This window comes from Streptococcus sp. HSISS2, assembly GCF_000448665.1.
In the GTDB taxonomy this organism is placed as follows: domain Bacteria; phylum Bacillota; class Bacilli; order Lactobacillales; family Streptococcaceae; genus Streptococcus; species Streptococcus raffinosi.
Genome location: NZ_CM002133.1, coordinates 1441277 through 1456452, shown reverse-complemented (window position 1 = coordinate 1456452; position 15176 = coordinate 1441277). Strand labels below are relative to the sequence as shown.

At 40.8% G+C, this 15176-nt stretch carries 12 protein-coding genes and 3 pseudogenes; 12 read left to right on the top strand and 3 right to left on the bottom strand.

Features of this window, described 5'->3' with window-relative positions:
- The 7 genes and pseudogenes from HSISS2_RS10965 to HSISS2_RS06425 form a co-directional block, all read left to right on the top strand.
- Positions 1-96, top strand: a pseudogene (locus tag HSISS2_RS10965) (50S ribosomal protein L27); the annotation flags it as partial.
- A 58-nt stretch (positions 97-154) separates the two neighbouring features.
- Positions 155-850 (top strand): GNAT family N-acetyltransferase, encoded by a 696-nt coding sequence (locus HSISS2_RS06450; protein WP_021145969.1) that lies wholly within the window; start codon positions 155-157, stop codon positions 848-850.
- A gap of 226 nt (positions 851-1076) precedes the next feature.
- Complete coding sequence (locus HSISS2_RS06445) at positions 1077-1451, top strand: DUF1149 family protein (RefSeq protein WP_004183985.1); 375 nt, start codon at positions 1077-1079, stop codon at positions 1449-1451.
- A gap of 1 nt (position 1452) precedes the next feature.
- Positions 1453-2295 (top strand): DegV family protein, encoded by an 843-nt coding sequence (locus tag HSISS2_RS06440; RefSeq protein WP_021145968.1) that lies wholly within the window; start codon positions 1453-1455, stop codon positions 2293-2295.
- Positions 2296-2356: 61 nt separating this feature from the next.
- Complete coding sequence (dapB, locus tag HSISS2_RS06435; protein WP_004183981.1) at positions 2357-3124, top strand: 4-hydroxy-tetrahydrodipicolinate reductase; 768 nt, start codon at positions 2357-2359, stop codon at positions 3122-3124.
- The gene (locus tag HSISS2_RS06430; RefSeq protein ID WP_021145967.1) at positions 3121-4323 is read left to right on the top strand and encodes a CCA tRNA nucleotidyltransferase; all 1203 of its coding nucleotides are present in this window, start codon (positions 3121-3123) and stop codon (positions 4321-4323) included. The genes dapB and HSISS2_RS06430 overlap by 4 nt, the downstream gene beginning before the upstream one ends.
- A gap of 83 nt (positions 4324-4406) precedes the next feature.
- The gene (locus HSISS2_RS06425) at positions 4407-6287 is read left to right on the top strand and encodes an ABC-F family ATP-binding cassette domain-containing protein (RefSeq protein ID WP_021145966.1); all 1881 of its coding nucleotides are present in this window, start codon (positions 4407-4409) and stop codon (positions 6285-6287) included.
- Positions 6288-6365: 78 nt separating this feature from the next.
- On the opposite strand, the gene HSISS2_RS06420 is transcribed toward HSISS2_RS06425, so the two are convergent.
- The 3 genes and pseudogenes from HSISS2_RS06420 to HSISS2_RS06410 form a co-directional block, all read right to left on the bottom strand.
- On the bottom strand, positions 6366-6869 hold the full coding sequence (locus HSISS2_RS06420) for an HdeD family acid-resistance protein (protein WP_021145965.1): 504 nt from the start codon (positions 6867-6869) through the stop codon (positions 6366-6368).
- A 77-nt stretch (positions 6870-6946) separates the two neighbouring features.
- Positions 6947-7698: pseudogene (locus HSISS2_RS06415) on the bottom strand (NUDIX domain-containing protein).
- 56 nt (positions 7699-7754) lie between these two features.
- Positions 7755-8861 carry an AAA family ATPase gene (locus tag HSISS2_RS06410; RefSeq protein ID WP_021145962.1) on the bottom strand — a complete coding sequence of 369 codons (1107 nt, stop codon included), beginning with the start codon at positions 8859-8861 and terminating at the stop codon, positions 7755-7757.
- Positions 8862-9218: 357 nt separating this feature from the next.
- On the opposite strand from HSISS2_RS06410, the gene gdhA reads away from it, so the two are divergent.
- The 5 genes and pseudogenes from gdhA to HSISS2_RS06385 all read left to right on the top strand — a co-directional run.
- A complete protein-coding gene (gene gdhA / locus HSISS2_RS06405; RefSeq protein WP_021145961.1) occupies positions 9219-10571 on the top strand; it encodes an NADP-specific glutamate dehydrogenase in 1353 nt (450 codons plus the stop codon).
- A 290-nt stretch (positions 10572-10861) separates the two neighbouring features.
- A complete protein-coding gene (locus HSISS2_RS06400; RefSeq protein ID WP_021145960.1) occupies positions 10862-12454 on the top strand; it encodes a hypothetical protein in 1593 nt (530 codons plus the stop codon).
- A gap of 164 nt (positions 12455-12618) precedes the next feature.
- Positions 12619-13029: a peptide deformylase gene (locus tag HSISS2_RS06395; RefSeq protein WP_021145959.1), complete on the top strand. Its 411-nt coding sequence runs from the start codon at positions 12619-12621 to the stop codon at positions 13027-13029.
- Between the two features lie 172 nt (positions 13030-13201).
- Positions 13202-13645: pseudogene (locus tag HSISS2_RS06390) on the top strand (MarR family transcriptional regulator).
- A gap of 3 nt (positions 13646-13648) precedes the next feature.
- Positions 13649-15176 (top strand): ABC transporter ATP-binding protein (locus HSISS2_RS06385; RefSeq protein ID WP_042767047.1); only part of this gene is annotated, 1528 nt, incomplete at its 3' end.

The window sequence follows — 15176 nt, the reverse complement described above, 5'->3', positions numbered from 1 at the left end:
TGACGATACACTCTTCGCTAAAGTTGAAGGTGTTGTACGTTTCGAACGTAAAGGTCGCGACTAAAACAAGTATCTGTATACCCAGTTGCTAAATAATTCAGCTAAAGTCTGCACTTTTGTGTAGGCTTTTCTTATTTATGAAAGGAAGATGACTATGCCTTTGAATCAGTACCAACAAGAAGTCGGACCAAGCTTAGCGGATGCCAGCCCTGGGAAGATGCCGGACATCACTCTCTTGGACGGTCGCTATTGTAGCGTTGAACATTTGACAGTAGCAGAACACTACGAGGATATTCTTGACTTTTACTTTACCAATCGGATTCTTTCTGACTGGACCTATATGTATGCGGATCCTTTTGAATCTGAAGAAGCAGTACGTCAGTGTTTGGAAGACTATGAGCAGTCTTCTAATCCTTATTTCTTTGCCATTAGGGATAAGGCCTCAGGAAAGGTTCTGGGCACTTTCTCACTCATGGCTATTACGCCTAAAAATCGGAGTGTAGAGATGGGACGGGTCATTTTGGCTCCAGCCTTACAAAAAACGCGAGCAGCTACCGAAGCCCAATATTTAGTGATGACCTATGTTTTTGACGTGCTAAACTACCGTCGCTATGAATGGAAATGTGACAGTCTCAACCGTCCTTCCGCCAATGCAGCACAGCGACTAGGTTTCACCTTCGAAGGGCGTTTCCGTAACCATGCTATCTATAAGGGACGTAGCCGTGATACGGACTGGTTCTCTATTATTGACAGTGAGTGGCCTGAACTAAAAGAGCGCTTTGAGAACTGGTTAGCTCCTGATAATTTTGACGAAAATGGACAACAGAAACGTTCATTAAAGGAATGTTAGTGCTTGTTTAAAGGGTTCTCTTATTGTTGAGAGGGCCCTCTTTTAGTTTTTTACTCGTTCATTCAAGTTTTGCCCTACTCTCGTCTTTATTTTCATTTGTCAGTCACTCCCGAATTATAGTGTTAAAAACTCATTAAAATACTCATTTTTCTGTCAATAATATTTCCATCAAAAACCATATTTATGCTATAATAAAGAGTAATTGTATCAAGGAGAATAATGACTAATGGATTTAATTCGCGAAAAAGTATTCGTTAACCGTTACCACTATGATGTTCGTAACCATGAGTGGGAAAAAGAAAATGGTGTTCCTAAAACAAATGTTGAGGTAACTTTCCAACTACACAATAAAGATGAAGAAGCTAACAACACATCGGTTGTTGCTGTTTTGCAATTTATGATTGTCCGTGATGAGTTTGTTATCTCAGGGATTGTCTCTCAAATGGATCATATTCAAAACCGTATCGTCAATGAACCTAAAGACTTCTCACAAGAAGAAGCAGAGACTTTGGCGGCACCTTTGTTGGATACGCTTCAACGTTTGACTTATGAAGTCACTGAGATTGCCTTGGATCGCCCAGGTATCAACTTGGAGTTCTAAGATGTCTCTTGCAGTTATTACGGATTCGTCGGTTAATCTCCCTACTGATATTCAGGGACATGCTGATGTATATATTTTAGATATTCCGGTCATCATTGAGGGGCAGCCCTTTGTTGAAGGAAAAAACTTGGACTTGAAACAGTTTTATGCGCAAATGGCGAACTCAGAAGAACTACTCAAGACATCGCAACCTAATCTGGCTGATTTGGATAACCTACTGATGGAGTTAGAGGATAAAGGTTACACCCATGTCATTGGGCTTTTCCTTTCTTCAGGCATTTCTGGTTTTTGGGCTAACAGTCAATTTTTGATTGAAGATCATGCCAAGTTGAAAATTGCTTTTCCTGATACTAAAATAACGGCAACTCCTATGGGTGCCATGGTGAGAAACGTTTTGCATTGGTCAGCTCAAGAGATGTCTTTTGACAATATCTTGAAGAAACTAGATGAGCAAATTGCAAAAACAACAGCTTATATTCTCGTGGATGACCTTCACCATTTGGTTAAGGGAGGACGTTTGTCGAATGGTTCGGCGATTTTAGGAAATCTTTTGTCTATCAAACCTATTTTGAATTTTAATGATGAAGGAAAAATCGTTGTTTTTGAAAAGGTGCGTACAGAGAAGAAAGCTGTGAAGCGTTTGGTTGCCCTAGCTGAGGACAATCAAAACATGGAGCTCAGCATTTTGCATACCAATGTTCCTGAAAAGGCAGAGGATTTTAAAGAACAGCTTGAAGCCCAAGGTGTTGAGGTTTCAACAGTGGTGTCTCTCTGTGCCGTGATTGCTACCCACTTGGGAGAGGGAGCGTTGGTTCTAGGCTTGACACCTAAGTTCACCAAATAAAGAACAATCCATTTTGAATGGGGATTGTCTACGACTATGATCAATAGAGAGGAAAAATGATATGTCTATTAAAGTTATTGTTGCTGGATTTAAAGGAAGAATGGGTTCAACTGCGGTTGATATGGTCAAGGGAGATGATGAATTGACCTTGGCTGCCTTGCTTGACCCATTTGCGACAGAAAAAGAAGTGGACGGTGTTCCTGTCTTCACAGATAAGGCGGATTTGGTTGGCTTTGACGCAGATGTCTGGGTGGATTTCACCATGCCAGCTGTTGCCTATGAAAATACCCATTTTGCTTTGGAAAATGGTTTTGCACCAGTTGTGGGTACGACAGGATTTACAGAAGCACAGATTCAGGACTTGACAGCCCTTTCTAAAGACAAGTCAATTGGTGGCTTGATTGCTCCAAACTTTGCTATTGGTGCCATCCTTCTGATGAAGTTTGCGGCAGAAGCCAGCAAATACTTCCCAGACCTTGAAATCATTGAGCTTCACCACGATAAGAAGAAGGATGCCCCTTCAGGTACAGCAGTGAAAACGGCTGAACTTATTCGTGAAGTTCGTGAACCTAAACGTCAAGGAGCTGAAGATGAGGTGGAAACACTTGCCGGGGCACGTGGTGCGGAGTTTGATGGCTTCCGTATTCACAGTGTGCGTTTGCCAGGTCTAGTGGCTCACCAAGAGGTCATCTTTGGTGCCCAAGGAGAAGGCTTGACCTTGCGTCACGACTCTTACGACCGTATTTCCTTTATGGGTGGTGTTAATCTTGGGATTAAAGAAGTGGTTAAACGTGACCAGCTTGTTTATGGTTTGGAACATTTACTATGAGATTAAGTTATTTGCCTTCTGAGTTTCAGGAGGCTTTACCAATATTAGAGAAAATTAAGGCGGCTGGATTTGAGGCTTACTTTGTTGGAGGATCTGTTCGTGATGCTCTTCTCAATCGTCCCATCCATGACGTGGACATTGCATCGTCTTCTTACCCTGAGGAAACCAAACAGATTTTCGAGCGTACGGTAGATATCGGCATAGAGCATGGGACGGTCTTGGTTTTGGAAAATGGCGGTGAATATGAGGTGACGACCTTCCGCACAGAGGATGTCTATGTAGATTACCGTCGTCCGTCCAGTGTGTCCTTTGTGCGTTCGTTGGAAGAGGATCTTAAGCGTCGTGATTTTACAGTCAATGCTTTTGCTCTTAATGAAAATGCTGAGGTTATCGACAAGTTCAATGGTCTTGCTGACTTGGACAACCGTGTTTTGAGGGCTGTTGGTAAGGCTGAGGAACGCTTTAACGAGGATGCCCTTCGCATCATGCGTGGGTTACGTTTTGCAGCAAGTTTAGACTTTGATATCGAAGTAAAGACTTTTGAGGCGATGACCAGCCATGCTCCGCTTTTGGAAAAGATTTCGATTGAGCGAAGTTTCATCGAGTTTGATAAGCTACTTTTGGCCCCACATTGGAAGAAAGGAATCAAGGCTCTTCTAGCGACCAAGGCCTATCAGTACCTTCCAGATTTTCAAGAGACAGCTGAGAAATGGCAGTCTTTTGTGGCAGATTATGCTGAGGGATTTAGATTTACAAGTTCTGAGCAGGCCTGGGCAGCAACGCTTTTGGCTCTCAAGCATGACAATCCACGCTCTTTCCTTAAAAAATGGAAGACCTCTGTGAATTTCCAGAAGACAGTACAATCTCTGGTTGAGATTTTCAAATTCCGTATGGAGAGAGATGTGACCAAGCAAGATGTTTATAAGTATGGTAAGGAGCTCCTAGAGGAAGCTGAAGGTTTGAGACAAGCTCAGGGCTTGACAGTCGATTATGAGCGTATTGCTGAGTTGGATGGTCAGTTGCTCATCCATGATAAGCACGAAATTGTTGTAAATGGCGGTATGCTGATGAAAGAGCTGGGTTTCAAACCTGGACCGGACCTTGGTCGTGCACTCAAAGCTATTGAAAATACTATTGTTGATGGAAATCTAGCTAATGACAAGGAAGCCATTATAGCCTTTGTTCAAGCTATGAAATGAGCCTTTAGACGTTATAAAAATGACACACCGCTACAGAGCATGCGTAAGATCCGTAGCGGTGTTATTTGTAAAAAGGAGGTAAGATGTCAGATTTTATTGTTGAAAAATTAACCAAGTCCGTTGGAGATAAGACGGTTTTTAAAGAGATTTCATTCATTATCCATGATTTGGATCGTATTGGGATTATTGGTGTCAATGGGACAGGTAAGACAACCTTGTTAGATGTTGTGTCTGAGCGTATTGGCTTTGATGGTGATGTGTCACCTTTCACCAAGGCCAATGGCTACAAGATAGCTTATTTGACTCAGGAGCCAGAATTTGATGATAGCAAGACAGTTCTTGATACGGTCTTGTCATCGAACCTTCGTGAGATGGCCTTGATTCGTGAGTATGAAACGCTTATGGCGGATTATTCTGAGGATAATCAGGCTCGATTGGAGAAGGTTATGGCTGAGATGGATAGTCTGGATGCTTGGTCTATTGAAAGTGAGGTTAAGACAGTCTTGTCTAAGCTGGGTCTTTCAGACCTCTCGCAAAAGGTTGGTGACCTCTCAGGGGGTCTTCGACGTCGTGTTCAGTTGGCTCAGGTTCTCTTGAATGATGCTGATCTTTTGCTTTTGGACGAGCCAACCAACCATTTGGATATTGATACCATTGCCTGGTTGACAAATTTTCTCAAGTCGTCTAAAAAAACCGTGCTTTTCATTACCCACGACCGTTATTTCTTAGATAATGTGGCAACACGCATCTTTGAGCTAGACCAGGCTAATCTGATTGAGTACCAAGGAAATTATCAAGATTACGTGCGACTCAAGGCTGAACAAGATGAGCGTGATGCTGCAGCTCTACACAAGAAAAAGCAACTCTATAAGCAGGAGTTGGCCTGGATGCGAACGCAACCACAAGCTCGTGCGACCAAACAACAAGCTCGTATCAATCGTTTTAAGGATCTAAAGGGTGAGGTTCACCAAACGGTCAATAATGACGATCTTGAAATTAACTTTGAGACTAGCCGTATTGGTAAGAAGGTGGTTAACTTCGAGCATGTCGATTTTGCTTATGAAGCTGGCAAGCAAATTCTCAGTGATTTCAACCTTATCATGCAAAATCGTGATCGTATCGGTATTGTTGGTGATAACGGTGTCGGGAAATCGACCTTGCTCAATCTCATTAATGGTGATCTTGTGCCTACAGCTGGTGTCCTAGATATTGGTGAGACGGTACGTATTGGTTATTTCTCACAGCAAATTAAGGACATGGATGAGAGCAAGCGTGTCATTAACTACTTGCAAGAAGTGGCGGATGAAGTCAAGACAACAGTTGGAACAACCAGTATCACCGAGCTCTTGGAGCAATTCCTTTTTCCTCGTTCTACCCATGGAACACAGATTGCTAAGCTCTCTGGTGGGGAAAAGAAACGTCTTTATCTACTTAAGATTTTGATTGAAAAGCCCAATGTTCTGCTCTTGGATGAGCCGACAAACGACCTGGACATTGCAACTTTGACGGTTTTGGAAAACTTCCTTAATGGTTTTGGTGGCCCTGTCGTTACCGTAAGTCACGACCGCTATTTCTTGGACAAGGTAGCAAACAAGATTCTAGCCTTTGAAGATGGCGGCGTGCGTGAGTTCTTTGGCAATTATACGGACTACCTTGATGAAAAAGCCTTCTTACAAGAGCAATCGGCCCTTCTTGAAAAGGAAAAAGCACAAGCTAGCGTTAAGGTTGAAAAAGTCAAAGAAGACAAAAAACGCATGAGTTACTTTGAAAAACAAGAGTGGGCGACTATTGAAGATGAAATTGCCGAGCTTGAAGCTAAAATCGAAGAGATTGAAGCAGCCATGCTCGAAAATGCAAGCGATTATGGACAGCTAGCCAGCCTTCAACGTGACTTGGATGCCACTAATGAAAGCTTGCTTGAAAAATATGAACGCTATGAGTATTTGAGTGAGCTAGAAGGCTAAGTTCTTTAGTAATCAAAGTATGACAAAAGCCCTGCAGATGCAAGGCTTTTTTATGTTTATCTAGTGAATGGTTCTATCCTACCACAAGCGGAATGAAAAGGAGAGAACAGAGACACCTGCAAAAATAATCAATGAAGCTACCAAGCGCCCAATCAGAAAGGCTGAGAAAAATGGTGCGCTAAAGAGCAGTAGTCCAAAGACGAGGCAAATCAAGGCAATTGACAGGGTAGGTTGACCTGAAAAGCCAAACTGACGTTGGCGATAGGCGTGAAAACCCTGAGTAAAGGCTGAGACCAGCAACCACCAAGCGATGATAGTTACGGCAACACCTGAGAGTACCCATGCTGATGTTGAAAGTAAAATAATACCAAAAATGATTGAAATAATACTTTGAAGAAGTTGAATAAAGGAACGCTTCTCATTATCTCGTTTGAAATAGACCATGAGGCTTGATACACCTGATACTAACATCACTAGAGCAAAAAGCCAACCGACGATGGCCAGAAGATTAGTAGGATTAGCGAAGAAAAAGACACCCAAGAGGGTTATGAGGATTCCGCTAATCAATGTAAAACTTTTCATACGATACCTCTTTTTAATTTTTCTTAATACTACTATGTGAGAGTCGAATTGTCAAACAAAGACCTTCTTTAAGGAGTCTAGATTTTATAGGAATAAGTGGCAGCTTTTTTGGTTCTCGTTGCCATCTGGCGGCCTGTTTTTTGAAAAATATGTTTAAAGCGACGCAAGAAATTTGTGGAATCCATTTTGAGATAATCCTCGTTAAAAGTCCCAAAAAGCTGACGGTAGGTGGTTAAGGTGTTTTCATCAGGCATGATGCTGAGTATGGTTGGATGATATTCTAATCGTCCCTTAATGCGTTTCATGGCAGTCAACAGAATATCCCAATGGTCGAAAGCAAGGTCATCTTGAGTCAGTTGCTTGTCACCGTCAATCAGTTGTAACTGGCCATTTATCATCGCAATGTCTAGCCAATGGGTAGATGCGGCATCATCTGCAGCCTTTTCTACTTGGTAGTCATCATAAGACATAAAACAGAGGTAGGCTACTGAAATTGTCCACATTCGGGGGTCACGATAAGGTGTCCCAACGGTGATGAGTTGTTCAATATGTTCTGGATTGAGTTGAACCGATGTTTCTTCAAGAACTTCGCGACAAACAGCTATATTGAGATCTTCTTGTTCTTGGACGAAGCCCCCACTAAGCGCATATTTTCCCAAGAAGGGATGGTTTTTCGCTTGATAAGTAAGGTTTGAACGCTTCCCTCATAATAGCGGAAGATGACTGAGTCTACAGTTACTGAGGGTCTGACATACTTATCCATTTCTTCTTGTTGGTAGATTTTCAAGAAGTCCTTTTCACTACCAGAATTTTCAAAGGTTTTCGACATGTTTTTCCTCCTTGTCTTTGATGCTAAGTTGAGAGATGAACGCTTGAAGAGGTCATCTAAACCTCAATATGCAACCGTTCATTGATTGCCTTTTTGGCAAAATGGTAGTTGTCTGCAAAAAAACTATCACTGTCACTATTATCCCCTAAAATAACGATTTTGTCTTTAAATGGTGACAGTAGGTCTAAAAGATGTTTGGTAAACCAGTCACGTGTATGATGGTCAGCCATGGTCATATCGCGAAAACCATCATCAACATAGTTTGACTTTGGTAGAATGACAAAAATCAAATCCCATTTTTCACGAGCTTGAGTGACTTGATAGAGGCGGTCCAAGGTGTCAAATTCTTCCTGAGAAATACTCTCCTTCAAATAGTAGTCAATATAAACCTTTGTCACCGTTGAATTGGTATCTGCAAAGATAAGACCTGAGTGTTGTCCCTTATCAATGATGTCAGCGGTCTGTGCATATTGGTCGGTCAAGAGGTGAATATAGTCATTGGTATCCAATTCATCATCACGAACATTATACTTTTCTTGATACTCACGGGCATATTCCAGAGAACAGGGAGCATTGTATGTACGAGCCAAATCTTTCACGAGGGTAGTTTTTCCACCGCTAGCAGATCCGACAACCAGGACTTTTCGTGTAAAATGGCGACGGAAAGGCTTAGTGATAAATCGCCAATTTTCCATAGGGTTATCACGAATCTCGGTAGCAGAGATGTCTATAATGGAACGTTCGATGAGCTCTACCTGAGCTTGGGGATAGTGTTCATTGAGTTCAGCCACATACTCGGGCTCACCAACATAAAAGGTGATTTTTTCAGGGGTGTCGGTATTTTTCGCGATAAGCTCCTTAACATGCTTAACCCATGGAATCCAGCCCTCAGGGTAGGCAGGCATCCCTTCTTCATCTAATTTATCTACGACAACAAGTTCGTCATTATAAAATACTTCACGAACGTAACGAAAGCGTCGATTGAGTGATAGGCCTGCGCGTGTTCCACGATCTTCCTGACCATTACTGCCACTAACGATTACTAGAACGTTGTCGTTATAGCGTTTGGCTTTGGTGATGAGGTCAACATGCCCAATGTGCATTGGAGCGAAAGTTCCAAACACAATCCCAATACGCTTTCCTGATAGCTGTTTTCTTTTCATAAGAATAATCCTTTATTTGAAATATAGTAAAATTACTAAATTAATAGTAGCATAGCTCAAAGTCTTTGTAAATAGAAAATAGTAAAATTACTAAATTGCTTTTCACGTCCAATATGGCATGAAAATTTCAAAAAAGGCAAAATTTTTCCAAGAAAAAGCTGAAAAAAGCTAATGCGCTTACATTGCTGAATTGATAAGGTTTTAGAAAAGACTTAAAATAGATAAAATTGAATTGATGTCATAAAATCTAACATACAAATCAAAAAATAAAAAAAATACTTGACAAGAAGATTCTGAAAATTTATACTATTCATGTAATTAAATTACTAAGGTAATTATTTGAAAGGAAACATTGATATGACAACAGGTAAAGAATACGTTGCTAGCGTTTTTGAAAAAGTGAAAGCTCAAAACAGACACGAGGCTGAGTTCCTTCAAGCAGTTGAAGAAGTTTTCGATTCACTTGTCCCTGTCTTCGATAAATATCCTAAGTATATTGAAGAAAACCTTTTGGAACGTTTGGTTGAACCAGAACGTATCGTTTCATTCCGTGTACCATGGGTTGATGATAAAGGTCAAGTACAAGTAAACCGTGGTTTCCGTGTACAATTCTCATCAGCTATTGGTCCTTACAAAGGTGGTCTTCGTTTCCACCCATCAGTAAACCAATCAATCATTAAATTCCTTGGTTTCGAACAAATCTTTAAAAACTCATTGACTGGTCAACCAATCGGTGGTGGTAAAGGTGGATCAAACTTTGATCCTAAAGGTAAATCAGATAACGAAATCATGCGTTTCTGCCAAAGCTTCATGACTGAATTGAGCAAACACATCGGTGCAGATACAGACGTACCTGCAGGTGATATCGGTGTTGGTGGACGTGAAATTGGTTACCTCTATGGCCAATACAAACGTCTTCGTAACGAATACACAGGTGTTCTTACTGGTAAAGGTTTGAACTGGGGTGGTTCACTTGCTCGTACAGAAGCAACTGGTTACGGTGCTGTTTACTTTGCAGAACAAATGCTTAATGCACGTGGTGAAAACTTTAACGGTAAGACAGCAGTTGTTTCAGGTGCTGGTAACGTTGCCATCTACGCTATTGAAAAATTGCAAAGCCTAGGTGCTAAAGCTGTGACATGTTCTGATTCATCTGGTTTTGTTTATGATCCAGACGGAATCGACGTTGACTTGTTGAAAGAAATCAAAGAAGTTAAACGTGAACGTATCGTGAAATATGCAGAAGCTCGTCCAAATGCAACTTACACACCTGCTGGTGGTGAAAAGACAGTTTGGTCTATCAAAGCTGACTTGGCTTTCCCATGTGCAACTCAAAACGAATTGGATGAAACAGATGCAGAAACACTTGTAGCAAATGGCGTTCTTGCTGTTTCAGAAGGTGCTAACATGCCTTCAACTTTGGGAGCTATTGATGTCTTCCTTAAAGCTGGTGTATCATTTGGTCCTGCCAAAGCTGCTAACGCTGGTGGTGTTGCTGTATCAGCTCTTGAAATGGCACAAGATAGCCAACGTACACAATGGACATTCGAAGAAGTTGATGCTAAACTCTACGATATCATGAAAGGTATCTACGAAAATGCTGCAGAAGCTGCTAAAGAATTTGGTCATGAAGGTAACCTTGTTGTTGGTGCCAACATCGCTGGATTCCTTAAAGTTGCAGATGCAATGTCAGCTCAAGGTATTGTTTAATTAGCAGACCTGACCTGATTAATAAGCCTCTCGATAAAATAAGAAAAGAAGCCTGCGGGTTTCTTTTTTGCTTGAAAGGCTATGGCAGGTGGATCAAGCTGTAGTGGATAGTCTGTCTGGTTGTCAGGAACGTAATCTTTTAAAGAGGTAAAAAGTTTCCTGCTGGATTTTTGGTATAATGAGGGAGCAAAGAATCTCTTTTTATAGCTAATTTTATGATTTAATACGAGAGGAAGAATTGTGATTATTGAACAAAGTCCCTTTGGGGAAAGAGAGAAGAACTCTAGTAATTGGGGAGTCCTTGTACTGAGTTTTTTGATAAGTTTCGTGTCAATCTTGCCAATGTTCTTTTTAGAGATAAGCTTTATGGCGATGATGTGGTTTTTCATATTAACCGTCTTTTGTCTCTAGACACCATTTGGAAGAGTCCTATCAATTTTACGACCAATGGAGGCACTGGCCAGTTAATCAATACCTTTTATCCTTGGTTGACCTACTATCCAATCTTCTTAGTATATAAGCTGACGCAATCTATTTTTGTAGCTTGGATGAGTTTTCAGTTTCTTGTTCGCTTTGCAACCTGTTTGCTTAGTTTTTATGGCTTACGTTTATTGAGGTATTCTGATAAGCAGGTGCTGATATTTTCTACCTTCTATCTCTTTTCAGGTTATTTCTTGCATAATTCCTACTATAGGGCAGCGGTTGGCGAAACGCTGGCGATGATTTTTCTGCCCCTAGTTTTTGTAGGCGTGCGTTTGCTAACTTTTGGAGATTACAAAAAATGGTGGGTCTTGACCCTTGGGATGCTTGGCCTTGTCTATTCCCATGTTTTATCGGTCGTCTTAGCCTCTGTTTTGATTTTCTTAGCAGTGGTAACCAGTTTTTGCATTTGGGACTCTAAGAAAGAGCGGTTACTGGGCTTTCTTAAGGCTACTCTAGTAACTTTGGGAATGTCTCTGGCCTATTTTGTACCCATGATAGAGCAATTTAGGTATGTGACTTTGCGGATGACATTTAAGCCTTTTCTAGCCAAAATGGCTTTGAGTTTGTCAGATACCTGGGGGCTTATTGTAAGTAGTGATTTAAGGACCCCATCAGTTAATCTGCTTTATCTTATTGGTTTAGTGTTAAGTCTAGCCTTTGCTAAGCGTTTTGTGAAGGATAGGGAAGCTAGAATTTACCTTTTTATATCTCTTGTTTTAGCCTTTTTAACCTTGAAGAGTTTTCCTTGGCAGTTATTGCAGGAAAGCCCGGTGTCCAATCTTCAATTTCCTTGGAGATTATGGAGTTTTGCTTTGCTATTTTTCAGCTTAGCCCTGGCTAATATCTTAAAGACTATTTCTCTAAAAGCTACGACGGTACTTGTCCTGATTGGTATTTGCCTAAATATGTTTCAGATTGTTACTGTTCAAGATAAGATGACTAAAGTCAAGAACATATTGCCGAGTAATACAAAAGTTACGAAAGGCATGCTGGCTAAGGGAACTTACAAAAATATCAACGGCGACTATACCAATAAAGAAGTTCCCTTTAAGTTTGTCTTTGATAAACACCTTTTTCTAGATACTCAGGAAATTAAGTCAGCTATCAAGCAATCTCCTCATGAGTTGTCATTTAAGGTGACTAATAATTCTCAAGCTGAGAAAGTTTTGTCACTGCCTGTTTTCTACTACAAGGGGCAGGAAGTGACGATTGCTGGGAAGCCAGCAACAACTTACTTATCCAATGAAAAGAATCCAACTAATTTAGTCTTGCCACCAGGCAAGCATCGAGTTGTAGTGACCTATAGTTATACCCCGGTTGCTAAAATGGCAATGAGTGTTTCAGCGATTAGTTTTTTAGCTTTTATTGGCTATTTGTATAGAGTGAAGAAAGAACGATGAAAAGAAGCCTTTGGGTTTCTTTTTTCGTCTGCTTTCCTAGGGGTCCGCCATTTTTGATATAATAGGTTGAGGTTATTATGTCTGAAAATAAAAACCGTTGGCTCAGATAAAAGAAGGACATATGATGTCATAGCTTAAGAAAGAAATGATAAGGGAGTAAAGAGATGATAAAACCTATCGTAAAGGATGTCTTTTTTCTAGGACAAAAATCGACAGAAGCGACTAAAGAAGACCTCTATTTGGCTAAGGATTTGCGTGATACACTGGAATTTCATAAAGATGCTTGTGTGGGTATGGCAGCCAATATGATTGGGGTTAAAAAGCGTGTTATCATCGTCAATATTGGTTTTGTCAATCTGGTTATGTTTAATCCTGTTTTGGTAAGCAAGTCTTCGCCATTTCAAACCGAGGAGTCTTGTTTATCTTTAGAGGGAAGTCGTCCAACTAGACGTTATGAATCAGTTGAGGTGGCCTATTTAGATGAACAATGGATGCCTAAACAGTTAAGTTTTTCTGGTATGCCAGCCCAAATTATTCAACATGAATTGGATCATTTAGAGGGTATTATTATCTAAAAGATACTTGAAATAGATTCTAAGAGAGACAAATTACAGTTGCAGAGTGAGAGTAGACACTAAAAATTCCTACCTCACTCTTTTTTAGTTCTCATAGGAACGTTATTCTTGGCAATAATTCTCATGAGAACTAAAATAGTTTCCATGAGAATTATTTAAGGAGGAAGATGCAATGCATGGAAAAGATCCCTTTAGCGAATTTAGAGAGTTCATCAATACCATGGAATCTCGCGTGCAAGAGCTAGGTAAAGCGCATGGTGTTGAGCATCTAGCTGGTCCTCAAGGTTTTGCTGTCAAGTATTTGTCTGACAACCAAGATAAGGAAATTTTTATTAAAGACATTGAGAAAAGACTATGTATCTCTAAATAGGTGGCTAGTAATCTGGTCAAACGGATGGAGAAAAATGGTTTCGTTGAATTGGTGACATCAGATAAGGACAAACGCTACAAGTATGTACATCTGACAGACTTGGGCAAAAAGAAGGCCCAAGATGTCGAACATTTCCGAGAGGCCATTCATGAGCAGTTGTTAGAAGGTATATCAAAAGAAGATGCCGAGACGGCTTTTCGAGTCTTTCATCAAATTCGCAAGAATTTAGAGAAAAATAAGGAGTAACTTATGTTTAAAATATTTAAACGTTTGACGGCCAAAGAGTTAAGTATGATTGTCTTAGCTGTGGTTTTTGTTTGCTTGAACGTCTATCTAAACTTGAAAATTCCAGACTATATGTCTGACATCACAACCCTCTTATCAACCAAGGGGACTAAAGCATCAGATATTTTCGCCTGGAATACGGATGTCCCAGGGATGCGAATGCTTTTGATGTCCTTTGCGGGCTTTATGGCCTCTGTAGCAGTTGGATTTCTAGCTGCCAGAACAGCGGCAAGTTTCACTACTCGTCTTCGAGATGATATTTTCCATCAGGTTCTTGATTTTTCGGATGCTGAGATTAAGAAATTCTCCATACCTAGTCTTTTGACCCGTACGACAAATGATATTACCCAGTTGCAGATGATCCTTACCATGGGGTTACAGGTTGTTACACAAGGACCAATCATGGCAATCTGGGCGATTACTAAGATTGCAGATAAAAATGGAAATTGGCTCCTAGCCTTGCTCGTTGCTGTGGCGGTGATTGCCATTCTCTTGCTTTTTCTTTTAATCATGGTTATGCCTAAACAACGCTTGATTCAAACTCTGACAGATAAACTCAATAGCGTGACACGTGAATCTCTTACTGGGCTTCGTGTGGTGCGTGCCTATAACGCCGAAAGTTATCAAGAGGATAAATTTGAAGATGCCAATATAGCCTTGACTCGAAATAATCTTTTTATCGGACGCTCTTTTGCCTTACTAACACCAGTTATGACAGCTGTATCCAGTGGTTTAACCTTAGCTATTTATTGGATTGGTGCGCATTTGATTGAAGATGTTAAGATTCCAACAGATCCAACTAAGATTGCTGGTGCCATGGAAGATAAAATCCATCTCTTCTCAGATATGGTGGTTTACTCCTCTTATGCCATGCAGGTTGTTATGGGATTCATGATGATGATTGTTGTCTTCTTCCTTCTTCCACGTGCTCTTGTAGCAGCTGGACGTATCAATGAAGTTTTAGATACCCAATCTTCAGTTTCTTACCCGGAAAATAACTCTGAAAAGCCTAAAGAAGTCGGTACTGTCGCATTCGATGATGTTTCCTTCCGTTATTCTAAAACGTCAGAGCCTGTTTTGGAGCATGTTAGCTTCAAAGCTAAGAAGGGGGATACGGTTGCCTTCATTGGTTCGACTGGTTCTGGTAAATCAACGCTTGTCAACCTTATCCCACGTTTTTACGACGCCACGCAAGGGACTATCAAGGTTGATGGTGTAGATGTACGTCAGTATGACCATGACACCTTGCACAATATTATCGGTTATATTCCGCAAAAGGCTGTGCTTTTCTCAGGAAATATCACGTCAAATATGACAATGGGAACCAGCAATAATAGTCCCCTTGATGATGCTAAGATTTGGGATGCTCTCGAATTGGCTCAAGGAAAAGACTTTGTTGAAAATAAAGAAGGTCAACTTAGGGCAGAAGTGGCTCAAGCTGGGTCTAATTTCTCAGGTGGACAAAAACAACGTTTGGCTATTGCGCGTGCCT